At 35.4% G+C, this 25041-nt stretch carries 22 protein-coding genes; all 22 read left to right on the top strand.

The genetic code is table 11. From position 1 onward, the window contains the following. The 22 genes from nuoN (at position 1) to galU (ending at position 24982) form a co-directional block, all read left to right on the top strand. Positions 1-1515, top strand: coding sequence for an NADH-quinone oxidoreductase subunit NuoN (nuoN, locus tag ORL93_RS18075; RefSeq protein WP_029427058.1), 1515 nt, complete (start codon positions 1-3; stop codon positions 1513-1515). Positions 1516-1777: 262 nt separating this feature from the next. Further along, positions 1778-2014: a DUF1146 family protein gene (locus ORL93_RS18070; protein ID WP_003202077.1), complete on the top strand. Its 237-nt coding sequence runs from the start codon at positions 1778-1780 to the stop codon at positions 2012-2014. 52 nt (positions 2015-2066) lie between these two features. Beyond that, positions 2067-2774 carry a YwmB family TATA-box binding protein gene (locus ORL93_RS18065; protein WP_018764938.1) on the top strand — a complete coding sequence of 236 codons (708 nt, stop codon included), beginning with the start codon at positions 2067-2069 and terminating at the stop codon, positions 2772-2774. 35 nt (positions 2775-2809) lie between these two features. Beyond that, entirely contained in the window at positions 2810-4114 is a 1305-nt protein-coding gene (gene murA / locus ORL93_RS18060) for a UDP-N-acetylglucosamine 1-carboxyvinyltransferase (RefSeq protein WP_003209210.1), read from the top strand. A gap of 248 nt (positions 4115-4362) precedes the next feature. Further along, complete coding sequence (gene spoIID, locus ORL93_RS18055) at positions 4363-5376, top strand: stage II sporulation protein D (RefSeq protein WP_097795143.1); 1014 nt, start codon at positions 4363-4365, stop codon at positions 5374-5376. A gap of 241 nt (positions 5377-5617) precedes the next feature. Then, positions 5618-7234 (top strand): long-chain fatty acid--CoA ligase, encoded by a 1617-nt coding sequence (locus tag ORL93_RS18050; protein WP_265959343.1) that lies wholly within the window; start codon positions 5618-5620, stop codon positions 7232-7234. A gap of 125 nt (positions 7235-7359) precedes the next feature. Further along, complete coding sequence (locus tag ORL93_RS18045; protein WP_003202086.1) at positions 7360-8367, top strand: LytTR family transcriptional regulator DNA-binding domain-containing protein; 1008 nt, start codon at positions 7360-7362, stop codon at positions 8365-8367. A 188-nt stretch (positions 8368-8555) separates the two neighbouring features. Beyond that, positions 8556-9398, top strand: a complete 843-nt coding sequence (locus ORL93_RS18040) for an ABC transporter ATP-binding protein (RefSeq protein WP_003209202.1) — start codon at positions 8556-8558, stop codon at positions 9396-9398. After that, entirely contained in the window at positions 9398-10105 is a 708-nt protein-coding gene (locus tag ORL93_RS18035; RefSeq protein WP_018764943.1) for an ABC transporter permease, read from the top strand. The genes ORL93_RS18040 and ORL93_RS18035 overlap by 1 nt, the downstream gene beginning before the upstream one ends. Before the next feature lie 161 nt (positions 10106-10266). Further along, positions 10267-11280 (top strand): stage II sporulation protein SpoIIQ, encoded by a 1014-nt coding sequence (spoIIQ, locus tag ORL93_RS18030; RefSeq protein ID WP_018781192.1) that lies wholly within the window; start codon positions 10267-10269, stop codon positions 11278-11280. 141 nt (positions 11281-11421) lie between these two features. Then, positions 11422-11556, top strand: coding sequence for a hypothetical protein (locus ORL93_RS18025; protein ID WP_042511388.1), 135 nt, complete (start codon positions 11422-11424; stop codon positions 11554-11556). A gap of 329 nt (positions 11557-11885) precedes the next feature. After that, positions 11886-12158 carry a sporulation transcriptional regulator SpoIIID gene (gene spoIIID / locus ORL93_RS18020; protein WP_018781193.1) on the top strand — a complete coding sequence of 91 codons (273 nt, stop codon included), beginning with the start codon at positions 11886-11888 and terminating at the stop codon, positions 12156-12158. Positions 12159-12320: 162 nt separating this feature from the next. Next, positions 12321-13322 carry a rod shape-determining protein gene (mreB, locus tag ORL93_RS18015; protein WP_003202097.1) on the top strand — a complete coding sequence of 334 codons (1002 nt, stop codon included), beginning with the start codon at positions 12321-12323 and terminating at the stop codon, positions 13320-13322. Positions 13323-13671: 349 nt separating this feature from the next. Continuing rightward, positions 13672-14067, top strand: coding sequence for a glycerol-3-phosphate cytidylyltransferase (gene tagD / locus ORL93_RS18010; RefSeq protein WP_033797525.1), 396 nt, complete (start codon positions 13672-13674; stop codon positions 14065-14067). Between the two features lie 6 nt (positions 14068-14073). Next, complete coding sequence (locus ORL93_RS18005; RefSeq protein ID WP_265959342.1) at positions 14074-15243, top strand: CDP-glycerol glycerophosphotransferase family protein; 1170 nt, start codon at positions 14074-14076, stop codon at positions 15241-15243. Between the two features lie 101 nt (positions 15244-15344). Then, the gene (locus ORL93_RS18000; RefSeq protein ID WP_265959341.1) at positions 15345-18827 is read left to right on the top strand and encodes a bifunctional glycosyltransferase/CDP-glycerol:glycerophosphate glycerophosphotransferase; all 3483 of its coding nucleotides are present in this window, start codon (positions 15345-15347) and stop codon (positions 18825-18827) included. Between the two features lie 78 nt (positions 18828-18905). Further along, the gene (locus tag ORL93_RS17995) at positions 18906-19091 is read left to right on the top strand and encodes a hypothetical protein (protein ID WP_265959340.1); all 186 of its coding nucleotides are present in this window, start codon (positions 18906-18908) and stop codon (positions 19089-19091) included. Positions 19092-19266: 175 nt separating this feature from the next. Next, positions 19267-20274, top strand: coding sequence for an NAD(P)H-dependent glycerol-3-phosphate dehydrogenase (locus ORL93_RS17990; protein ID WP_097795148.1), 1008 nt, complete (start codon positions 19267-19269; stop codon positions 20272-20274). A 46-nt stretch (positions 20275-20320) separates the two neighbouring features. Further along, complete coding sequence (locus tag ORL93_RS17985; RefSeq protein WP_265959339.1) at positions 20321-21520, top strand: CDP-glycerol glycerophosphotransferase family protein; 1200 nt, start codon at positions 20321-20323, stop codon at positions 21518-21520. A gap of 2 nt (positions 21521-21522) precedes the next feature. Further along, on the top strand, positions 21523-22326 hold the full coding sequence (locus ORL93_RS17980) for an ABC transporter permease (RefSeq protein ID WP_265959338.1): 804 nt from the start codon (positions 21523-21525) through the stop codon (positions 22324-22326). A gap of 15 nt (positions 22327-22341) precedes the next feature. Beyond that, on the top strand, positions 22342-24015 hold the full coding sequence (gene tagH / locus ORL93_RS17975; RefSeq protein ID WP_097795150.1) for a teichoic acids export ABC transporter ATP-binding subunit TagH: 1674 nt from the start codon (positions 22342-22344) through the stop codon (positions 24013-24015). Positions 24016-24100: 85 nt separating this feature from the next. Beyond that, positions 24101-24982 carry a UTP--glucose-1-phosphate uridylyltransferase GalU gene (galU, locus tag ORL93_RS17970; protein WP_041488624.1) on the top strand — a complete coding sequence of 294 codons (882 nt, stop codon included), beginning with the start codon at positions 24101-24103 and terminating at the stop codon, positions 24980-24982. Positions 24983-25041: the final 59 nt, after the last annotated feature.

Genomic DNA, 25041 nt, shown 5'->3' with positions numbered 1-25041 from the left:
ATGAATACATTACTTAGCTTATCTTGGCATTTAATGGTACCGGAGTTCATCATTCTTGGAGCGGCCATCCTTCTCTCGCTTCTTGACTTATTTCTAAAGTTTGATCGTAAGTATTTAGGGCTTGGGGCGATTGGAGCGGCAGTGCTATCGCTAATCGCATTAATTACATTGTATGGTGAACCGGCTGGAGACATTTTAAGTGGTTCGTTTGTACTAGATGGATTTTCAAAAGGGTTTAAAACGTTACTATTAATTGGAGCCATCCTCGTTTTATGTATGGCGATGAGCGATGATAAAAAAGAGCCGATTCAAGATAAAGGGGAATACTATTATTTATTTTTAATGGCAGTTCTCGGGGCGATGTTTATGGCGTCTAGCGTCGACTTTATTACGCTCTTTATTGGCCTAGAGTTGTTATCACTGTCTTCGTACATTTTAGTTGGGATTCGAAAGACAAATCGTGCTTCGAATGAAGCGGCGATGAAATATGTTATTAATGGCGGAATTGGGACGGCTATTACGCTCTTTGGAATGAGTTACTTATACGGCATTACGGGGGCTACTAATATTATTGGTATGCAGGAAGTTCTCATGCAAGGTGTGGATGGCAGCATTCAACTTTTGTTATCGCTTGCTTTCTTGCTTCTGTTTGTTGGGCTGTCCTTTAAAATTGCGACGGTGCCGTTTCATATGTGGGCACCAGACGTATATGAAGGGGCCGTGACACCTGTTACAACTTTCCTCGGGACAATTTCTAAAATCGCCGGTTTTATTATGATGATAAGATTGTTCCTTATGGTATTCGGCGCTATACCTGTTCATGGAAGTGAGCAAACAGTATTTGCTAACATGAGCGTATATATTGCCGTGCTCGCTATTATTACAATGATCATTGGTAATGTCGTGGCACTCAAGCAATACAGCGTAAAGCGCCTATTCGCCTATTCTGGCATAGCGCACGCTGGATATTTACTCGTTCCGCTTGTAGCGTTATCACCATTTACAATGGATAGTATGTGGTTTTATATGTTGGCATACCTGTTAATGAATATAGGAGCTTTTGCAGTCATCCACGGATTAATCTTACAAAGCGGAAAGGAAAATTTCACAATTTTCTCTGGTTTATACAAACGCTCTCCGTTTGCCTCTGCAGCGATGACCATTTTCATTCTGTCTTTGGCAGGAATTCCAGGAACAGCTGGTTTTATCGGAAAGGTTAATATTTTCTTAAGTGCCTTCACTGCTAGTCCAGCCCATTACGTGCTGGCATCAGTCATGATGGGCACAACGGTTATCTCGTTTGTATATTATTTCCGTATTTTGCAGCAAATGTTCTTTCGAAAGAGTAGTGAAGAAGATCCGGTACACTTACCGATCAATTTGAAAGTCGTCATTAGTTTTTGTTTAATTGCAACTGTATTACTCGGAATTCTACCGGCAATTGGCTACAATTTCTTTTATGAATATTTTCCATTGATGAAAGATTTCTTCTTCACAGGGAACGTGGTACAATAGTGAAAACAAAAAGTGTAGAGTCATCGCTCTACGCTTTTTATTGTGGAGCAATGAGAGGGGTAAAGTGAAACTTTCGTTAGCGCGAGACCTTATCCTTCACGAATGTGATGCTCGAACAAAGTAAACTCTAATAGGTAGTGCCCCTTCTTTCGGAGGGATACTTTATACTGCCTGTTTGGGCGGGAAAAAGTGTGGTTTCCATTTATATGGGATCGTTTTGCATCCTAGGTGATGGTAAGCCAAACAAAAGGAGTCGATTTTTTTGGCGCAACTTTTAGGGCAACAAGCACTGATTGCGATTGTTTCGCATTTATTGTTTATTACCATTACGTGGTGGGCCTTACAAGGTATCCATATCGAACGCCTGATGAAATCTGGAAAGGTATTGCAGACGAGGATTTTACTCATTCTTGTTACGATTGCCATTGGGACATCTGTCAGCAACTTTTTTCTTGATTATTTAGGGTATTCGAAGAGTTTAACGTATTTAGTCAAGTAAGTGTATAGAACCTCATATCTCCGTTAACAATGGGGATAGGAGGGGATGAAACTTGAAAAGCTTAAAAACAATTCTTATTGTTGTCGTAAGTATTGTCGTATTCTTGGTCGGGTATAAAGAGATAAAGCCCGTAAGTGACGAAGAGAAAATGGAGAGTATGATCGCAGCTCTTGAAAAAAATGGAGCAGAGGTAGAGCGGTGGTCATGGTTAGCACGAGAAACCAAAACCATTTCTAATATACATACGTTTCAAAAATTGTTAAATGAAGTGAAAGAAAAAGCGGATATTCAAAAATGGGAATTGGAAACATCTCATGATGGATATAAAGCAACAGCATACAAAAAATTTTCTTCTTATGAAGAACGAATAGTAGTAACTTGGAGTAAGGAAAATAGTAAAGAAAACACTTTCATTATCTTTGAAGTAAGCGGGTCAAAATGGGACCCTAAAAACATTCGGGAAATGGATAAAATTTTTAGTACAAAACCTACAATTTACACTTGTGTTCAAGGTGTACTGAGTGATAAGATTGAAGGTGTTTTGCAAAATAAAACCAATCAGGTTTTGAAAGATCTTTCAGCAAGAGCGATCGAGAAGATAGAAGAAAGAGCATTTGTGTCAGTCTCCGCATATAATAAAAAGTGGAATGACGCTCTTTCAACAAATAGAGAGAAAATCAATGTGCAAATAGCAATACGCTCTACAGACAGCAAAGATACAATTGTGGTTGGCACACCGATCATAACTTCTGAGTATTGAATAGATATTGAAAAAAGGACACGGAGGGGAATAAATTGGAAAAAATCATCGTCCGTGGCGGAAAGCGGTTGAATGGCACAGTGCGTGTTGAGGGCGCAAAAAATGCTGTATTACCTATAATCGCTGCAGCCCTATTAGCGAGTGACGGAAAGAATGTACTATCTGAAGTACCAGTTTTGTCTGATGTATACACAATTAATGAGGTATTACGTCATTTAAATGCTGAAGTCGTATTTGAAAATAACCAAGTAACAATTGATGCTTCAAAGGAGTTAAATATTGAAGCACCATTTGAATATGTACGTAAAATGCGTGCGTCCGTTCAAGTAATGGGACCACTATTAGCACGTAATGGTCGTGCTCGTATTGCACTTCCTGGTGGATGTGCAATTGGTTCACGTCCAATTGACCAACATTTAAAAGGCTTCGAAGCAATGGGAGCGAAAGTAAAAGTTGGTAATGGCTTTGTTGAAGCTTATGTAGATGGACAATTACAAGGCGCGAAAATTTACTTAGACTTCCCAAGCGTAGGTGCAACAGAAAACATTATGTCTGCTGCTACATTAGCAAAAGGGACAACAGTACTTGAAAACGCAGCAAAAGAACCAGAAATCGTTGACTTAGCTAACTTCTTAAATGCAATGGGAGCAAAAGTACGCGGAGCTGGAACTGGAACGATTCGTATCGAAGGCGTTGATAAATTATATGGTGCACACCATTCTATTATTCCTGACCGTATTGAAGCAGGAACGTTTATGGTTGCAGCAGCAATTACTGGTGGAGACATCTTAATTGAAAATGCTGTACCAGAACATTTACGTTCTATCACAGCGAAAATGGAAGAAATGGGTGTTAAGGTTATTGAGGAAAACGAAGGCGTACGTGTTATCGGCCCAAGTAAATTAAAAGCCGTTGATATTAAAACAATGCCTCATCCAGGTTTCCCAACAGACATGCAATCACAAATGATGGCATTGTTATTACATGCGGATGGAACAAGCATGATTACAGAAACGGTATTTGAAAACCGCTTCATGCATGTGGAAGAATTCCGTCGTATGAATGCAGACATCAAAATTGAAGGCCGTTCTGTTATTATGAATGGACCTAACAACTTACAAGGTGCAGAAGTAGCAGCAACTGACTTACGTGCTGCAGCGGCATTAATTCTAGCTGGTTTAGTATCAGATGGTTACACACGTGTAACAGAATTAAAACACCTTGATCGTGGATATGTAAACTTCCATGAGAAACTAGCTGCATTAGGTGCAACAATTGAACGTGTAAATGAAAAAGTAGAAGAAGTAACGAAGCAACAAGTTTCTGACCTTCACGCTTAAGTTTGAGTAGTCTCTATGTCTTTTTGACATAGAGGCTATTTTTATTGGGCTATTATTGTTATAGTCAACAAATTCCTTTTTTATGCCTGTCCACCTGAAAAATTTAGAAAATTCTTTCCTTTGAGATTGCATCCTGTCATACCAGTACTTTATATTTTCCCTTTGCAGAAGTTCCTCCCGATATGTTCTAAAAGCTTGTCACGTTCCATAAGAATGAAATGAGTCTAATTTCATAGTGGGGGAAAAAGATGAAAATTTCAAAGCCACTTTTCATTACAATGGCGCTCTTAGTGGCGCTCGTCATTATTGTACCGACCGTACTTGTTATTCCGTTTACGAAAGCGAAAGTAAGTCAGCCGCCCGAACATCCTCCAGCCATGCAAAGTGTGCCAGCTCCTAAAAAGGTAAATACTGCTGTCCAAGTTACTGTGTATCGTAATGCACAAAAGAAGGTAGAAACGATGCCGATGGAAGAGTATGTTACAGGTGTAGTAGCTTCTGAGATGAATGCTAGCTTTGAAATGGAGGCATTAAAAGCACAGGCATTGGCAGCGAGAACATTTATTGTACAGCGTATGCTAGGTGGAAGTAAGAAAAACAATGCGGATGTGACAGATACGGTTAATGATCAAGTGTACAACAGTAAAGAAGAGCTAAAGAAGACATGGGGCAAAGATTATGAGAAAAATTTGAAGAAGATTGAAGAAGCTGTGTCTAAAACAGCCGGACAAGTTTTAACCTATGATGGTAGTCCCATTACGGCGTCCTTCTTCTCAACAAGTAACGGTTATACAGAAAATGCTGCAGACTACTGGGGGAGCGACTTACCATATTTAAAAAGCGTAGACAGTCCATGGGATCAAGCTTCTCCAAAATTTGCGAGTGAGCAAACTTTTACTGTAGATGATTTTCAAAAGCGTCTTGGCGTAAAGGTGCTTGCAAATGGAAAAGTCGGTAATATTAAAGACCGTACAGAAGGAAAACGGGTGAAGGATGTAGAGTTTCAAGGAAAGGTATTAACAGGGAAAGAAGTACGAACAAAACTGGGATTACGCTCCTCTGACTTTACATGGAAACAACAAGGAAAGAGCATTGTCGTCATAACGAAAGGTTTCGGCCATGGCGTTGGCATGAGCCAGTATGGTGCCAATGGAATGGCGAAAGAAGGAAAAGGATATACGGATATTGTTGCTCATTACTATAAAGGTATCGAAATTAAAACGCTAAACGAGTATGAAGGAAAGTTAATGGCGAAGAATTGATGCTTAAGGGTTACTGACAGTTGGGTGCTGCTCGTTTGAAAATATATCAACGCTTTTTGGAATATATCAATCGTTCGACAAAACTTAGTGATTATTTGACAACAAAGGAGCTCATCCCAATGAGCTCCTTTTGTCATTATTTGTAGAAAACGAAAGAAATGTTAACGGCTTTTGTCTCGTTTTGTTGTGTTATAATACAGTTGTATGTGTATATATAAAATAATAACAGGGGGCATGAAATATGATGATGGATGTACCACTTCTCATTCCAGCAATGATGGAACGAGCGGAGAAATATTTTTCAAAAAAGGAAGTTGTTTCGCGCACTGCATCGCGTATTCAAACATTAACATACGGGGAGATTGCGAAGCGGACAAGACGGCTTGCTAGTGTACTAAATAAAATGGGGATTGATAGAGGGGACAAAGTTGGAACAATCGCTTGGAACCATCACCGCCATTTGGAAGCATATTTTGCAATTCCAGGAATTGGGGCGGTGTTACATACGATTAACTTACGGCTCTCCGCAGAGCATATTTCTTATATCATTAACCATGCTGAAGATAAAATCATTCTCGTTGATGAAGATATGGTCCCTGTATTAGAAAATATTCAACACGAAATTCCTCATGTGAAAGCATTTATTATTATGACAGATGATCACGAACTACCTCACACAACACTATCACCAGTATATCATTACGACAAACTACTCGAAGAAGGCGACGAAACATTCCCATTCATAACAGACTTAGATGAAAAAGAACCTGCGGGTATGTGCTATACTTCCGCAACGACAGGAAAACCGAAAGGCGTTGTGTATACACACCGTAGTATTGCACTCCATAGTTATACGCTCGGCCTTGTGGACGGCGGGAATCTATCAGAAGTAGACACTTGTATGCCTGTCGTTCCGATGTTCCATGTAAACGCATGGGGGCTTCCGTTTGCAGGTACATGGTTCGGCACAAAGCTCGTCTTACCAGGACCACACTTTACACCGGAAATATTAGCTCAGCTTATTGAGCGTGAGAAAGTGACAATTACTGCTGGTGTACCAACAATTTGGATTGGGTTACTGCAAGAGGTTGAAAAATATCCGTATGATATTAGTAGTATTCGTACGATATGGTCAGGTGGATCAGCAGCACCAGGAAGCATGATTCGCACGTATGAGGAGAAATATGGAATTGCTTTTAGGCAAATATATGGAATGACAGAAACAAGCCCAGCTGTTGTAATTAACTGTCCAAAGTCATATCAGCGCGATTTACCGAAAGAAGAATATTATGAACTACGCTCCCGCCAAGGTTACTTATTCCCAGGCCTTGAAATGAAGGTAATTGGTCAAGAAGGGGAGATCAAATGGGATGGTGAAGAAATGGGAGAGCTTTGCCTGCGCGGACCTTGGATTGCGGGTAGTTATTATAACGATGAACGTACAGCAGATTCCATGCAGGATGGCTGGTTACATACAGGAGATATTGTAACTGTTGATCCAGAAGGGTTTATTAAAATTGCTGACCGTACGAAAGATTTAATTAAAAGCGGCGGTGAATGGATTTCCTCCGTTGATTTAGAGAACGCTTTAATGGCACATGACAAAGTACTAGAGGCATCTGTCGTTGCCGTGCCACATGAAAAATGGCAAGAACGCCCTGTTGCCTGCGTTGTCTTAAAAGAAGGACAAACAGTAGAACAAGAGGAGCTCTATGCATTATTAGAAGACCAGTTCCCGAAATGGTGGATGCCGGATGGCATTTTATTCGTGGAAGAGATTCCAAAAACATCTGTCGGGAAATTCCTGAAAAGGGCACTTCGTGATCAGCTGAAAAGTTATATGGTGAAGCAGCAGTAATAGTTGTATGCTAAAATCAATCAAAAAGGAGCTAATTTAGCTCCTTTTTATTTTTGAGATAAATATCATAATCTTCCATTAACTGTTTGGTATAATGAGATAAAAACTCATCTGGAGGAGAAAACATGGCGTTATTGGAGTTAAAACAATTGGGTAAGACGAACCAGTTGCAGGCGATTCAGCTTGAAATTGAAAAAGGGCAATGTGTTGTGCTGCAATGTAACAATCATACGGCGAAGATTTTACACCGCATTATAATCGGTGAAGAAGAGGCATCGGCTGGAAGTGTTTTATTTGACGGGGAACCGATTCAAAAGCAAGTCTACTCGCGCATTGGTTTTTGTTTTTTAAAAGATGAGGCATATAACCGCTTAAAAGTAAAAGAATACTTCGCCTTTTTATCCGGATTGTATGACTCGAATATTAGCATAGAAGAAGTTGTCCAGTATGTTGGTTTACTAGATAAAATGAACGTCAAAATTGAAAAGCTATCATTTTCTGAAAAACGCCGTCTTCACATTGGGCGGGTCATGATTCATAATCCGGATTTAATTATTTTTGAAGAGCCAGAGCAAAATGTAGATATAGAGAGCACAATTATCATTCGAAAAGCAATTATGAAGATGAAAGAACAAGGGAAGGCCATCTTTATTACATCATCCTTTTTATCAGATGCACTTTCTTTAACAGAAGATGTGTATGTATTAAATCCAGATGGCGTTAAAAAAGTAGAAATCGAACAGGAAGAAGGGGAAGAGATAGATCAAGAAAATATCGTTCAAATGATTCCGCAAATGAAGCTCGAACGAATCCCAGCAAAAGTGAACGATAAAATCATTTTGCTTGATCCGATGGAAATTCATTTTATTGAAACGCAAAATGGAACAACGCATATTCATGTTCGCGAAGGGGACTTTGTATGTGCGTTAACATTAAGTGAGTTAGAAGAAAGATTAAAAGGTTTTGGATTCTTTCGATGTCACCGCTCTTATCTTGTTAACTTACAGCGCGTACGAGAAGTGATTACTTGGACTCGTAATAGCTTTAGCTTAATCTTGGATGATGAACGAAAAAGCTCTATTCCACTTTCTAAAGGTCGAATGGATGAATTAAAAGGTGTCATTGGACTATAATGATGCTCCAGTAAGTGGAAAATAGGATTCATTCACCGGTAAAAAGACTCCTTTTACCGGTATTTTACTGCGTAACCCCTTTGTTTTTCATATGATTGAGCCAAGAACAGCGAACACAACAAGCCGAGGCGGCAAACGAGTCGCTGAAGCGAAATTATCTATAGAAGAAAAACAAAGGGGATGACAAAATGACATTGGCAATTGAAATGAAGGATGTAATGAAAACCTTTAATGAAAAAACAGCACTTCGAAATGTAAGTATTGAAGTAAAGCAAGGAGAAATCTTCGGGTTTCTAGGACCAAGTGGATCAGGGAAAACAACAACAGTGAAAATTTTAACTTCCCAATTGCTTCACAGTGTTGGAAAAGTGAAAGTACTAGGAAAAGATATTACAGGTCCAAACAGCATCGATTACAAACGAATTGGTATTTTAACAGATAACAGTGGTCTATATGAAAGACTTAGCATTTATGATAACTTACTATTATTTTGCGACTTATACGATTGTCCTAAAGAAAGAATTGATGAAGTACTATCCCAAGTGAATTTATTAGAAGATAAAAAAACACCAGTCAAAAAATTATCAAAAGGGATGAAGCAGCGCGTTACGCTAGCACGAGCAATTCTGCATAAACCGGATATTCTCTTCTTAGATGAACCAACATCAGCACTTGATCCAGTCAACGTCCAAAACATTCATAACATCTTAAAGGACCTAAATAGAGAAGGAACAACGATTTTCTTAACGACGCACAATATGGATGAAGCAGAAACGCTTTGTGACCGCATTGCTTTCTTATGTGGAGGGGAAATTGTAGCACTTGATACACCAGAAAATTTAAGACTTCAATACGCGAAAGACAAAATCGAAGTCGTGCTAAAGGATAAGAAAAAAGAAACAGTGAAAAAAGACGAATTAGGCGCAAAACGTATTTCTGAGTGGATGAAAAATGGTGAATTATTATCGATTCATTCTTATGAGCCAACACTAGGAGATATCTTTATTGAAGTAACTGGGAGGGGATTATAATGACATTTTCAATGAGACGTGTATCGGCGATTTTACGGAAAGAGATGCAGGATTTGAAGAATAACGCACAAATATTATTAATGGCGATTTTACCACTTGGATTGGCATTGTTTTATAAGCAAATGGGACAAGGGAAGGAGTTTATGGGAGGCTTTGTAATCGTCATGATATTATGTATGGTTACAACAATCTCACAGGCAACTCTTATTGCGGAAGAGAAGGAGAAACATACGTTACGAGTGCTTATGCTATCTCCTGCTTCTCCATTTGAAATCATTATTGGAAAAGCACTACCAATCATTGTTTTAACGTTTGCTATAAGTTTTCTTAATTTATTTATACTAGATGTTTTACAAGGGAATATGTTGTTCATGTTTCTGTTAATGTTATTAGGAACATTAGTGTTCATCATATTTGGGACAATTATCGCTCTTTTAGCTAAAAATTTAGTGCAAGTTTCTGTTATTGCATCACCGGTTGCAATGGTCTTACTCATGACTCCAATTTTAAGTAATGTTATAAAAAATGACATTTTGAAAAACATACTATCGTATTTACCGACTAATCATATTTTTGAAGCGTTCGTAAGTGTTGTGGAGGGGAAAGGCTTCTCTGCAATTGCTGCAGATCTAATCAATGTCTCTATTTGGTTAGTCATTTCAATTATTGTTTGCCTCTTCGTCTACAAAAAGAAACAACTAGACTAAAAAACTGAGCCAATCCGCTCAGTTTTTCTTTTTTCTATCATTTCCTCGGAAATTTCGCAATTCCTATACATATTTTTACAGATTTTGTCGAAAAGTAATTAGTTATAGGTTGTATAGGATGAATGAATATTGTTCAAAATGATTGCTGAGGTGATGATAGAATGCGAGGAAGGAATAATAAAAAGTCGCAAAAGGTAGTTCATTTATTTCAAAAACGGTGGGTATTTCCGGCAATCTATATTGCATGTGCAGCGGTAATCTTGACGGTTGCTCTATGGTTCCAGGCAGCTAATCCAAAGAAAGCGCCTAATAAAGAGCAAAGTGCGCCGTATGGTCAAACGGAAAATCCAGTAGTACCAGTAACAAAGTCTTCGGAAGTTGTGAAAATGCCAGCTGCAAAGAATGTAGATGTTGTTGTGAAGAAGAAGTTTTATGAAGATGGAGCAGCAGAAGAGGAGCAAGAACAAGCACTTGTCTTTTATAACAACACATATTCTCCTAATAAAGGAATCGATGTTGCTGCGAAAAATGGAAAAGAATTCGATGTTACAGCTGCTTTAAGTGGTACAGTAACAAAAGCTGAAAAAGATTCGCTTCTCGGTTATGTCGTAACAGTGGATAACGGAAATGGTCTTGCAACATCTTATCAAAGCTTAGGCAGTGTAAAAGTAGAAAAAGGTGCAAAAGTTGCACAAGGTGAAGTATTAGGAAAATCCGGTCTAAGTGCAATGAATAAGGAAGCAGGTTCTCATGTACACTTTGAAGTTCGTAAAGATAATGTAGCTGTCAATCCAGAGCGTTACCTTAACAAACTTGCGACAGACGTAAAAGCAGAAGCAGGAGCAGCAAAAGAAACAAATGGTTCAGCTGATGAAAAAGGTAAAAAAGAAGAGAAATCAACAAGCGGTTCAGCTGATGAAAAAGGTAAAAAAGAAGAGAAATCAACAAGCGGTTCAGCTGACGAAAAAGGTAAAAAAGAAGAGAAATCAACAAGCGGTTCAGCTGACGAAAAAGGTAAAAAAGAAGAGAAATCAACAAGCGGTTCAGCTGACGAAAAAGGTAAAAAAGAAGAGAAATCAACAAATGGCGCAGCTGATGAAAAAAGTAAAAAAGAAGAAAAATCAACAAATGGTTCTACGGAATCATCTAGCGATTCTTCTTCTACACAAGAATAATAAAACGAAAAAATCAGCTCTCACTAGGGAGTTGATTTTTTTATTTTTATATAAAAATGATTCATTTCGAGAGGGAAATAGCAATAACAAGGAAATTTGACGGAATTCTCGAATATATATTAAGAAAAGGAGGGGATTACTCTGTCATTTGTATTTGTTCTGTCGATTGCCCTTATTTTGTTGTTTATTTTATTTACTTTATATTATTACATTGCCAGTAAGAAAGAAGTTCCCCACCATCAATTATTAGAAGAAGAATGTGATCATGAAGAATGACGCCTTTGACAAGAGGCGTCATTCTTTGGTTTTTGTAGGGCAATCCATCAAGTGAAAATTGTCATTGTTAACGTATTTCTCACACGAATTTGTAATTTTTCTTAACTTAGTCCGTAAAAATACCGAACTTGTAGCATATATCAGTAGTGCGGGCAATACAATGATATAAACCAATGCAAAGAGAGTGTTTGAGGTGAGAAATCGTGGGTCATTTCATTATAAATTCCAGAATGTTTAAAGCTTACAAACAGCACTCGAATTTACTTCTTAGTCATATGCAGCGAGTCTCATTTCACACTTCTCACATCCAATTTAGGGAGGCGAGTGGTGTGCACGATTACATCAAAGAGAGAACTATCAAGATTGGCAAGTATATCGTGGAGACAAGAAAAACAGTTCGTGTGATTGCAAAAGAATTTGGGGTATCAAAGAGTACAGTCCATAAAGATTTAACAGAACGTTTACCAGAGATTAATCCAGAGCTCGCAAATGAAGTGAAAGAAATTCTTGATTATCATAAGTCGATTCGCCACCTAAGAGGCGGGGAAGCGACGAAGCAGAAGTACCGAAAAGAAGATACAGAAAGAATCGTGCAGCAATAATTCATTATACGGCAAACATTCCTTGGTCATGACGGAACATTTTTCAGAAGAATTATCTTTTCAAATATTACGTTTTCGTTAAATTTATGATAAAATCAGAAATTAGGTGTAAAAGAATTCGGGTACAACCTGATTTTGAATATCAAGGAGGAAAACACAGGAATGTTTGCGAGAGATATCGGAATTGACCTAGGCACAGCTAACGTATTAATTCATGTAAAGGGTAAAGGGATCGTTTTAAACGAACCGTCTGTTGTAGCAATTGATCGCAATACTGGAAGAGTATTAGCGGTAGGTGAAGAAGCAAGAAGTATGGTAGGACGTACACCTGGTAATATTGTAGCGATTCGTCCGCTTAAAGATGGTGTAATTGCAGATTTCGAAATTACAGAAGCAATGTTAAAGCATTTTATTAACAAGCTGGACGTGAAGAGCTTCTTTTCAAAACCTCGCATTTTAATTTGTTGTCCAACAAACATTACATCTGTAGAACAAAAAGCAATTCGTGAAGCTGCTGAACGCTCAGGTGGTAAAACAGTATTCTTAGAAGAAGAACCAAAAGTAGCTGCTGTTGGTGCCGGTATGGAAATCTTCCAACCGAGCGGAAATATGGTTGTTGATATCGGTGGAGGTACAACAGATATTGCCGTGCTTTCAATGGGTGATATTGTTACCTCCTCCTCTATCAAAATGGCTGGCGACAAGTTTGATATGGAGATCTTAAACTATATTAAACGTAAGTATAAGCTATTAATCGGAGAACGCACATCAGAAGATATTAAAATTAAAGTCGGTACAGTATTCCCAGGTGCACGTAGTGAAGAACTTGAAATTCGCGGACGTGACATGGTAACGGGCTTACCACGTACAATCACAGTATGTTCAGAAGAGGTTACAGAAGCATTAAAAGAAAATGCGGCTGTCATTGTACAAGCTGCAAAAGGTGTATTAGAGCGTACACCACCAGAACTATCTGCAGACATCATTGACCGCGGTGTGATCTTAACAGGCGGAGGCGCATTATTACATGGTATCGACATGCTTCTAGCAGAAGAATTAAAAGTACCAGTACTAATCGCTGAAAACCCAATGCACTGTGTTGCTGTTGGTACAGGCATTATGTTAGAGAATATTGATAAATTGCCACGTCGTATGTTGAAATAGTCATATAAAGGGTAGTAAAAAGTGCGAAGGAACTATTTCCTTCGCACTTTTTTTGTAAATAAAAGAAAGTAAGAGGAGGTTTGTAACATCAATTAAGAAAGCGTTTTCTTGTGTCGGATATGACAATAGTTGTTAGGTTATTGTCATAGTTTGTAAATAAAAATTATGTTATAATCATCTTTGTGAATTTCGTGTGAACTCAATGTAAAATCTATGTAAATTCGTTTTGGATTTACATTGGTGAATTTGAGTCGTTCTTACCATTCATAGGCGTAGGAGAAGCTCTAATTTAAATATACTTCTAAACTAAATAATTATAAAATAATAACATTTCACAGGGGGCACGATCATGAAAAAGGTTATTACATATGGAACTTTCGATTTATTGCACTGGGGACATATTAACTTATTGAAGAGAGCGAAAGATTTAGGAGATTATTTAATTGTCGCCGTTTCTTCAGATGAATTTAACAAATTAAAAAATAAAAAATCTTATCATAGCTATGAGAATCGTAAAATGATTCTAGAAGCGGTTCGGTATGTGGATGAAGTAATTCCTGAACATAATTGGGAGCAGAAAGCAAAAGATGTTGTTAATCATAATGTAGATATTTTTGTTATGGGTGATGATTGGGAAGGGGAATTTGATGAATTAGATGAATACTGTGAAGTTGTATATTTACCACGTACAGCTGGAATTTCTACTACAAAAATAAAAAAGGAACTAGTACAAGTTGCTAGATAAACTTAGATGATTAGAGAAATTAGCGTAGAAATATATCTTATTTTATTTAAAATTTTACATAGCATCATGAAAATTTTCCCAATAAAAAGAAAAGTAACTTTTATTATGTCTTATGGAGAAAATCTCATTTTTATTTATGATGAAATGAAACGGAAAAAAATTGATTGTGAGGTAATTTTCTTATATAAATCTACATGTAAATATGAAGTGGATAGCTACTCGAATGTGAAGTCTTTTAAATTTGAAACGAAAAATATCCTTCATACAATTAAATCAATCTATCATTTGTCTACTTCCCAATATGTTATTATTGATAATTATTTCGGATCATTAGCGAAAGTTAAATTTAAAAAGGGGGTGCAATGTATTCAAATTTGGCACGCAGCAGGTGCTATAAAAAAATTTGGATTGTTGGCACCTTCTTTTAATAAAAGGAGCCTACGAGCTCAAAAGCGCTTTCTTGATGTTTATAGAAATTTTCATAAGATTGTTGTAGGTTCGGATGCTCTTGCAAGCATTTATAAGGATGCTTTTGGGTTATCGGACGACAGGATATTAAAAACAGGTATTCCGAGAACCGATTTGTTTTTTTATGAACAGCGCAAGAGAGAAATTAAAGAAAATATTCTATTAATAAATCCGACTTTAAAAAGTAAGAAGATCATTTTATATGCTCCAACCTTTAGAGATAAAGAGTTATTAGATTTTGAGTTGCATTTGGATATGGAAGCTATGTATAAAGCACTAAAAGATGAGTATATCGTTTTAATCAAGCTCCATCCGGCAGTAAGAAATAAGTTGGAGTATAAGGATAAGTATACAGGATTTTTATATGATTATTCGCTGTATCCCAATATAAATGATCTATTTTTAGTAACAGATATTTTGGTAACAGATTATTCATCTGTTCCTTTTGAGTTCTGTCTTTTAAATAAGCCAATGGTCTTTTTCTCATATGATTTGAAGAAGTATACGAAAAAAAGAGGAATTATTGGAGATTACACAACCACTGTTCCAGGATCAATTGTGTACAATACCAGTGAATTAATCCAGGTTATTAAAAGCAATTCGTTTGATATGGAAGTCTTAAAAGGTTTTAAGTTGAAGTGGAATAAATATTCTCAAGGGAATTCAAGTGAAAAATTAGTTAACTATTTATTTAATCGTGAAGTGTAATTGGTAAATATCTATTTAAAAGTTAATGTGCTAGGCTTTTTGATGTCCGTTCAATTGGAGAAGTCGTCAAGATATTAATATTTATAAAGGGAGTTAATTTAATGGTTTTACCTAAATTAAGTATAGTAGTACCTATTTACAACGTAGAAGGTTATTTAGAAGAGTGCCTTGATTCACTATTAGAGCAAGCATATAACAATTATGAAGTAATTATGGTTGATGATGGTTCACAAGATAATAGCTCTGATATTATGTTTCAGTATGCTGATAAGTATGAAAACTTTCATGCATTTAAAAAATCTAATGGTGGCCTAGGGAAAGCTAGAAACTTCGGGTATGAATTTATTACAGGGGATTATGTTACATTTGTTGATTCAGATGACATTATTCCTACGGGCTCATATAAAGCCATGATGAATACAGTTTTACAAACTGGTTCGGATTTTATCATAGGAAATGTTATAAGATTCAACTCTACAAAAGAATTTCCATCTGTATTACATAAAAAAGTATTTAGTGAAAATAAGCTAAAAACACATATTACTGAGTCGCCAGAATTACTGTACGATACAACTGCATGGAACAAAATCTATAAAGTTAGTTTCTGGGAAGAACATGAATTTCAATTTCCAGAAGGAATGTTATATGAGGATATTCCGGTAACAATTCCAGCGCATTTTAAAGCAAAAAGTGTAGATGTATTAACAAGTATTGTATATAAATGGAGAGCGCGGGATGCTGGTGATCAATCTATTACACAGCAAAGAACAGATATTAATAATTTAACAGATCGTTTGAAAGCCTTAGGAATGGTAGATCAACATTTTAGTGAAAATAATATTGATGGACTAGTAAAGGAAGAAAAAGATTTTAAATATCTTAGTATTGATTTACTAGTATACCTTAACCAACTTGATAGAGCTGATGAAGAGTATATAGACACGTATTTTAAGAGTGTATCGGAGTATCTGAAAAATGTAGATATGTCAGTTTTTAAGAGATTAAAAGTTATTGATCGGTTAAAGTATCAGCTGGTGCAAAATAATGAGAAACAAAAGTTATTACAGTTATTAGAGTTTCAAAAAACTGAATTGAAAAATTCTAAACCAATTAAAAAGAATGATGTTTATGTTGCCGATTACCCGTATATTGATCAATTACCAATGGAATTAAGAATATTGGAGGAAGAATTTGAGACAGTTAAAAGAGTAGAAAGTGCAAGTTGGAACGGAAATTGTCTAGAGATTAAAGGTTATGCTTATATCAAAAATTTAAATGTGAAAAGAAAATCTGATGCTGAGATCAGTGTCTTCATTAGTGATGAGCAAGGCTCGATTAGAATTCCGGTGAAAGATGTAACAATTCATAAACGAACAGACATTACAGCCAAAATGGGTATAGCTATAAGTTCAAAGATTCCTTTAAAAAGAGCATTTAACTACAACTGGTCAGGATTTGAAATTAAAATCAACTTTGATGATATTATAAAATCTTATGAGTTAACAAATGATAAATATTATATTTTCTATTCTATTAAAAACGATGGAGTTGAGAGAACAGTTAGATTAGGACAACCAGTTGCTGGTTTAAAAACAAAGCCTAAGTACAGGGTTTTTGATGGAAATATTATTTATCCAAAGTATAATGCTGCATGGGATATTCGCTTAGAAGTGAATCAAACAAAATCGACAGTGAAAAAAATATATAGAAATAAGAAGCATCTAATCTTTGAAGGAAATACTTTATTCTCATTTGAAAACTCAAAGCTATTACTTATTAATTATGAGCTAAGAAAGTCTATTATAAAACCTTTACAAAAAACAGATAATACAAATGCATTTATGGCAAAAATAGAGGTATCTAAGTTAAGCAAGGTAAAAGACCGTGGGGAATGGTTTGGACATATTGTTGAAAATGGAGAGAAAAATCCTTTAACTCTTATGCCAATTCAATTCAATGAAATTAGTAGTATTGGTGTAAATGAAGTAGAAATTGATCACAGCTCAGCAGGGAACTTGCTAGTTAGACTGGATAAATTCTTCCCTAAAGTAGAAACATTAAAAATTGTTAATAACAGAGTTGAGCTGAGCATTAAAGTTGCAAACAATTTTTATCTTGGCATTGACAGGGAAAATATTGAACACAATTTAATGATTGAAAAAATGAATGGACAAGAACAGATAAATATGAAAATGAGTAAGTCTGAAATCAATAAGGGACATACACTTTTATATTTTGAATTTCCATTATATAAAGACAAGGTATCTATGTTTGAAAGTGGACGTTGGCAGTTAAAGTTAAAGACAACTGGACAAAAGAATTTAGAAAGTAGAATAGAATTTAAGAAAGAAAATATGGATAGTGTTCGAACAATTTTTCAAGATTATAAATATGTAATTTACCGTTCAAAGAATACTAATCTTTTAACATTGAGAGTGGAACCTGAGTGGAAGTGGATTGAAAGGGGTCCAAGAAGGCAAGAGGTAATTAGAAAAGTGCTATATCCTTTAATGAGATTATTACCTTTGAAAAAGAAAGATGTAGTATTTGAATCTTATTGGGGCAAAAATTTCGAATGTAATCCAAGAGCTGTCTATGAGTATATTGATGAATATAAAAAAGACTACAAAACAGTTTGGTTTTTAAGAGATCATCATACAAATGTACCAGGAAACGCAGAAACAGTTAGAATTAATTCGTTAAAGTATTATTATCATTTGGCAACAGCTAAACATTTTGTAAACAATGTAAACTTCCCTGATTTTTATGAAAAGCGTAAAAATGTAACTGAAATTCAGACGATGCATGGAACACCGTTAAAAACTTTAGGTTTAGATGCACCAGGAGAAGTCGTTGGTGAAGTTCAGAAGGAGAAGTTTTTAAGAAGATGTCACCGTTGGGATTATTTATCAGTTCCAAGTGATTATGTTTCTGATATTGCCAAAAGCGCATATGATTTCAATAATAAGTTTTTAAAAGTTGGTTATCCGAGAAATGATAAATTATTTAGAGATAATAATAAAGAGAGTATTAATAAAATCAAAGAAAAGATGGGTATACCTGTAGATAAAAAAGTGATTGTTTACGTTCCAACATGGAGAACAAAGGGTAAATTTAGAATGCCTATAAATCTAAATCAACTAAAACAAAATTTTGGTGATGAGTATATATTTATTGTTAAGCTACATCATTTTTCGAAAAAAGGATTCTCATTAAGTGAGTATGAAGGTTTTGCTTACGATTATAGTCATTATGATGATATTCGAGATATGTATTTAATAGCTGATATTTTGATTACTGACTATTCATCAGTTATGTTTGATTATTCATTATTAAATAAACCAATGCTATTTTACACGTACGATTATGATAATTATAAAAATAAATTACGAGGTATGTATGTTGATTTTGAAGAAGAGGCACCAGGTCCACTTATCGAAGATACAGAGACACTTGTAAAAGAAATTCAGGATATTGCTACATTCTCAAAAAAGTATCAAGAGAGAATCATACGTTTTCAAGAAAAATATAATCAATTTGATGATGGAAGAGCATCTGAAAAAATTGTTAACGAATTGTTTTAAAATTGGCTTGAAAGTTGAATATAGGGAGTCTAAGAAATAATCTAAGACTTTAGGGCAGAGGAACATTTATATTATGATTTGAAGAAAGTATATATTCAATCTTTATATACAGTGTTAGCCAATAAGGTGGCATACATGTTAGATAATCTACAACTAACTATTGAAATGGATAAAAAAGCTCGTGGAAATGAATTAAATCTTTTTTTTTCAGAAGCTTACAGTGAAAAGTGGACTGTGCTATTTAATAAATTTAAAAAACAATAATGGATTAAGATTTACTTATTTCCAGTTTTAGTTTGTGAAAAATAAGATTTATAACTCAGTTATTATATTTTAAGTAAAAGAACTCAAAGCTAAGTGAACTATATTTATGTCACTTAGCTTCTTACGTAAATAGTGATGTTTCTAACGTTTTTAAAGTGGTAAGAGGGGGATTGTGTTGAAACAAATTACAGTAATTGGTGCAGGAAGCTGGGGAACAGCGTTATCTATGGTTCTTGCGGATAACGGACATGAAGTAAGAATTTGGGGAAATAAAGCGGAACAAATCCATGAAATTAATGAGAAGCATACGAATGAAGCATATTTACCGGGGATTCAACTTTCTAAAACAATAAAAGGATACGAGTCTCTAGAGGAAGTAATGGATGGGATAGATACGGTACTATTAGTTGTTCCAACGAAAGCGATTCGTAGTGTAATGCAGCAACTAAAGGACGTCGTAAAACAACCGATAACAGTTATCCATGCGAGTAAAGGAATTGAACCAGGATCATTTAAACGTATCTCAGAAATGATTGAAGAAGAGATGCCGAAAGAGTTAATAGAAAGTGTTGTTGTTCTTTCAGGGCCAAGCCATGCAGAAGAGGTAAGTCTTCGTCATCCTACTACTGTAACTGCTGCGTCATATCATCTACAGGCCGCAGAAAAAACACAAAAGCTATTTATGAATACAAATTTCCGTGTTTATACAAATCGAGATGTGATTGGTGTTGAATTAGGCGGGGCACTAAAGAATATTATTGCCCTTGGCGCAGGAATCTCAGATGGTCTTGGTTACGGAGATAACGCAAAAGCAGCGTTAATTTCCAGGGGACTAACGGAAATTACACGATTAGGGTGTGAGATGGGAGCAAATCCGCTTACTTTTGCGGGATTAACAGGTGTCGGTGATTTAATTGTGACTTGTACAAGTGTTCATAGTCGAAATTGGCGAGCTGGAAATTTACTTGGTAAGGGTCATAATTTAGAAGAAGTATTAGGGAATATGGGCATGGTGGTAGAAGGTGTTCGTACAGCTGAGGCAGCATATCATTTAGCTGAAAAAATGAGTATTGAAATGCCGATTACGATTGCGATATATAATGTTTTATTTAATGGAAAAAATGCAAAAGAAGAGGTAGACGCATTAATGGGAAGAACGGGAAAAGGCGAGGTTTCGCGTTAATGTATCGTAAGTATGAAGCGACTGAATTAGAAGGTGTGTAAATAACATGGGATTTATAAGAAGAATAAAAAATCACCGTATTGTAAAAAAACTATGTAAGGCAGTATTTCTTTTCTGTAGTTGTTTGCCTCCCAAAAAGAAGTTAATTTTATTTGAGAGTTATTCCGGAAAACAATATAGTTGTAATCCACGAGCTATGTATGAATACATGTTACAAAATGACATGGACTTTCAAATGGTTTGGAGTGTAAATAAAAATTACACAGCGCAGTTTGATAAAGAAAATATCCCATATGTAAAAAGATTTTCAATTCGTTGGTTTATTTTATTGGCACGTGCGCAGTATTGGGTAACAAATAGTAGAATGCCACTTTGGCTTTCTAAGCCAAGGCATACTATTTATATACAAACTTGGCACGGTACACCTCTTAAGAAATTAGCGGGTGATATGAAAGAAGTTCATATGCCGGGTACAACAACTGAAAAGTATAAGGACAATTTTCATCGTGAAGCACAAAACTGGGATTATTTACTTTCCCCTAATGTATATTCGACTGAAATATTTAAGAGGGCTTTTCAATTTCAAAAAACTGTTGTTGAAGCAGGATATCCTCGTAACGATTTCTTATATGTAAATAATAATTCTAAGGCAGTCGATATATTAAAGAAACAGAATGGATTACCTATAGATAAAAAAATTATTTTATATGCCCCAACGTGGCGAGACGATCAGTTTTATAGTAAAGGTCGATATAAATTAGATTTACAATTAGATTTAAGTCTTTTGCAGAAACAATTAGGTTCAGATTATATCATTTTGTTACGTATGCACTACTTAGTTGCAGAACAGTTTGATTTAGAACCGTATAAAGGGTTTGTGTATGATTTCTCTAAGCATGTCGATATAAATGAGCTGTATTTACTATCTGACTTGTTAATTACAGATTACTCTTCAGTCTTTTTTGACTATGCGAATTTGAAACGACCAATCATTTTCTACACGTATGATATTGACTCGTATCGTGATAAGTTAAGAGGTTTTTATTTTGACTTAGAGACAGAAGCTCCTGGTCCAGTTGTGATGAATACGGAAGAAGTGCTTGAGGAAATATTAAGATTCGAAACTCTAGGTTTGGGTGAATTTGCAGGGGAATATAATACCTTCTATAATAATTATTGTTATTTAGAAGATGGTTTTGCTTCTAAACGAGTAGTAGAGAAAATATTCTTCGGAGAGGCACAGTAAAGATGAACTCAATGATTATGGTATTAAAAGAACAGGTAAACAGTCTATATTTAATTCAACGTTTATCTATTTATCAAGTAAAAAGTACAAATAATAATAATTATTTAGGACTTGTGTGGGAAGTTTTGAATCCTCTCATACAGATGAGTATTTATTGGTTTGTATTCGGCTTTGGGATTCGGGGTGGTCAAGGAGTAAATGGAGTACCATTTGTTTATTGGTTATCTGCAGGGCTTGTTGTATGGTTTTTTGTACAACCAGCAATGCTACAAGCATCTAAGTCTATTTATACAAGGTTAAATATGATTTCGAAGATGAGTTTTCCAATGAGTGTTATCCCAAGCTTTGTAATTATGTCTAATCTTTATCAGCATTTGATACTTATCGGTATTGTGACAATTTTATTTTTAGTAACGGGTCAAGGTATTTCTATTCATTATATTCAGCTTGTTTATTATATGTTTGCTACCCTTATGTTAATATTTTCACTCTCCTTAATTACGTCAACGTTAGCAACAATTGTGAGAGATGTTCAAATGATTGTTCAATCAATTATGCGAATGTTGCTATACTTAACGCCTATATTATGGACACCTGAAAAATTACCATCGTTTCTTCAAAAAATTATGCAGTTAAATCCATTTTGCTATATTGTAGATGGATATCGTGCTTCTTTACTAGGAACAAGCTGGTTTTATCAAAATCTAAATTATGCATTATATTTTTGGTCGTTTGTCCTTGTTACGTTGTTAATTGGTGCAACGCTACATGTGAAATTTAGAAAGCACTTTGCAGATTATCTATGATGAGGGTTGTAAAAAATGAATGAATCAGTGAGGTTTCATAATGTAACAAAAAAATATAAAATGCATAGCAAAAACTCTGAGAAATTAAAGGATATTCTGTATCCTGGAGGATTTGGTGAAGACTTTTATGCATTAAGAAACTTAGAATTTGAGGCTCAAAAAGGCGATGTTATTGGTATTGTTGGGGTAAATGGTTCTGGAAAATCTACAATGTCTAATTTGATTGCTGGAATTACACCGCCTACAACTGGAAGTATCGACATAAAAGGGAAAGTCGCACTTATTGCAATCGCAGCTGGTCTTAATAATCAATTGTCAGGTAGAGAAAACATTGAGCTTAAATGCTTAATGATGGGAATGAGTAAAGCACAAATTGAAAAGTTAACACCTGAAATTATTGATTTTGCTGATATAGGTAAGTTTATTGATATGCCAGTAAAAAAATATTCTAGCGGGATGAAATCGCGTTTAGGATTCGCGATTTCAGTTAGTATTAATCCAGATGTACTCGTAATTGATGAAGCTTTATCAGTAGGTGATCAAACATTTGCTGATAAATGCTTAAACCGTATGAATGAATTTAAAGAACAGGGCAAAACAATATTTTTTGTTAGCCATTCTTTAGGACAAGTGAAAAAATTCTGTACAAAGGCTCTATGGCTTGAATACGGTGAAATTAGAGACTATGGTCCTATTGAGGAAGTAATGCCGAAGTATGAAAGTTTCTTAAAAGAATATAAGGCAATGAGTAAAGAAGAGCAGCAAAACTTCAAAAAAGAAGCAATGGAGAAACAGGCAGGAAAAGGGTTGGCAGAGGTAAATATTGCTTCAAAAGAGGTTCCAAAAGAAGCTTCCAATTATGCACCTAGATTAAGTGGAGCGCATGTTCACAGTAAGAATAATCGAATCAAACGTAAGTATATTGCTGGCTTAATTGGTGTATTACTAATTACAACTATAAGTGGATTGACGTATTGGCAAAGGGATAATATCTTTTCTCCTTTACAGGCTAAAGGACAAAAGAAAGAACAATCTAGACAAGCAAAGGTTGTTAAACAAGAGAAGAATCCATTATCTGATTTAGATGTTCGGTATGTAAATTCTGCTAAAGCTCGTGTGAGAAGTGTGCCAGCGTTAGAGGGACAAGCGATTGCTACTATGGTATTTGGAACACCTTTTGTGGTAAAGGATCAGAAAAAAGATGAAAAATCTGGGGTCAATTGGTTGAAGGCTATTTATGATAATGGGGAAGAAGGATGGGTTAGTGAAGAGATAGTAAGCTCAATTCCATTTACTCATGCATTATCTTATGAGGATGTTGTAAATAAAATAAAAAAATTAGAAGGTACTTCTCAAAATCTGGAACAAGCCCTTACTTTTTTAGGTAAGCGTAAAGAGGATGTAACTAGTATAATAGGTATTCCTCAAAATGAAGAAAAAGTACCAGAAGGAGTACTAACAAAATATAAAGAAATTGATGTTTTATATAATAATCAATTGATTGTTAAACAGGTAAGTCTTAAGAACGTAAATATATTGAAGGCAACGTTGTTAGAACAATTGGGTGAAGCACAATTGAAAGACGAAGATAGTTCTTTATTAATTTATCGATCTGATAAGTTTGATTTTAAGTTTGCTTCTAATGGTTCAACAATTGAGCAAATATTCATCTCTGATATGTTAAAATAAGGAAAATTATTGATATAATAAGTGTGTTTGTTAATTGTTCAATCAAGTAAATATAAAAAATTATATATTACTAGGAGGAATATCATTGAAAAAAGTAAGAAAAGCTATTATTCCAGCTGCTGGATTAGGGACTCGCTTCCTACCAGCAACAAAAGCAATGCCAAAAGAAATGTTACCAATTGTTGATAAACCAACAATTCAATATATCGTGGAAGAGGCAATTGCGTCTGGAATTGAAGATATTATTATCGTAACAGGAAAAGGAAAACGTGCAATTGAAGATCATTTCGATCATTCCTTTGAATTAGAACAAAACTTACTATCAAAAGGAAAGTATGAAACTCTTGAAAAAGTACAAGAATCTTCAAAAATCAATATTCATTATATTCGCCAAAAAGAGCCTAAAGGTTTAGGACATGCTGTTTGGTGTGCTCGTAAATTTATTGGAAATGAGCCATTTGCGGTACTACTTGGTGATGATATTGTTCAAGCGGATACGCCGTGCTTACGCCAATTAATGAATCAATATGAGAATACACAATCATCAGTAATTGGTGTTCAAACTGTTCCAGAGAATGAAACGCATCGCTATGGTATTATTGATCCGTTAGAGCAAAAGGATCGCAGTTATCAAGTGAGTAAATTTGTTGAAAAGCCTGCTAAAGGAACAGCACCATCTAACTTAGCGATTATGGGACGTTACGTGTTAACGCCAGAAATCTTTATGTTCTTAGAAGATCAACAAACAGGGGCAGGCGGAGAAATTCAGTTAACAGATGCGATTCAGCGTTTAAATGAAATTCAACGTGTATTCGCATATGATTTCGAAGGAAAACGCTATGATGTCGGAGAAAAACTAGGGTTTATTCAAACAACAATTGAAATGGCACTGCAACATGAAGAGTTAAAAAAAGAGCTATTAGATTATATGAAAAAGTTAGTGGAAAGCGAAATGGTTTGTAACTAAGCTTTAACGATATAAAAAAGACTTCATTAGAAATGAAGTCTTTTTTGTAGAAAAGGAGG

The organism is Bacillus sp. DHT2 (genome assembly GCF_026241455.1).
GTDB lineage: Bacteria > Bacillota > Bacilli > Bacillales > Bacillaceae_G > Bacillus_A > Bacillus_A pseudomycoides.
Note: the sequence above shows the minus strand (reverse complement) of the source record. Positions and strands in the feature narration are given on the sequence as shown.

Coding starts and splice junctions, on each gene's coding strand:
- nuoN (WP_029427058.1), top strand. CDS start 1: ATGAATACATTACTTAGCTTATCTTGGCATTTAATGGTACCGGAGTTC.
- spoIID (WP_097795143.1), top strand. CDS start 4,363: ATGAAAATTTCAAAGCCACTTTTCATTACAATGGCGCTCTTAGTGGCG.
- ORL93_RS18050 (WP_265959343.1), top strand. CDS start 5,618: ATGATGATGGATGTACCACTTCTCATTCCAGCAATGATGGAACGAGCG.
- ORL93_RS18045 (WP_003202086.1), top strand. CDS start 7,360: ATGGCGTTATTGGAGTTAAAACAATTGGGTAAGACGAACCAGTTGCAG.
- ORL93_RS18040 (WP_003209202.1), top strand. CDS start 8,556: ATGACATTGGCAATTGAAATGAAGGATGTAATGAAAACCTTTAATGAA.
- ORL93_RS18035 (WP_018764943.1), top strand. CDS start 9,398: ATGACATTTTCAATGAGACGTGTATCGGCGATTTTACGGAAAGAGATG.
- spoIIQ (WP_018781192.1), top strand. CDS start 10,267: ATGCGAGGAAGGAATAATAAAAAGTCGCAAAAGGTAGTTCATTTATTT.
- mreB (WP_003202097.1), top strand. CDS start 12,321: ATGTTTGCGAGAGATATCGGAATTGACCTAGGCACAGCTAACGTATTA.
- tagD (WP_033797525.1), top strand. CDS start 13,672: ATGAAAAAGGTTATTACATATGGAACTTTCGATTTATTGCACTGGGGA.
- ORL93_RS18005 (WP_265959342.1), top strand. CDS start 14,074: ATGATTAGAGAAATTAGCGTAGAAATATATCTTATTTTATTTAAAATT.
- ORL93_RS18000 (WP_265959341.1), top strand. CDS start 15,345: ATGGTTTTACCTAAATTAAGTATAGTAGTACCTATTTACAACGTAGAA.
- ORL93_RS17985 (WP_265959339.1), top strand. CDS start 20,321: ATGGGATTTATAAGAAGAATAAAAAATCACCGTATTGTAAAAAAACTA.
- ORL93_RS17980 (WP_265959338.1), top strand. CDS start 21,523: ATGAACTCAATGATTATGGTATTAAAAGAACAGGTAAACAGTCTATAT.
- tagH (WP_097795150.1), top strand. CDS start 22,342: ATGAATGAATCAGTGAGGTTTCATAATGTAACAAAAAAATATAAAATG.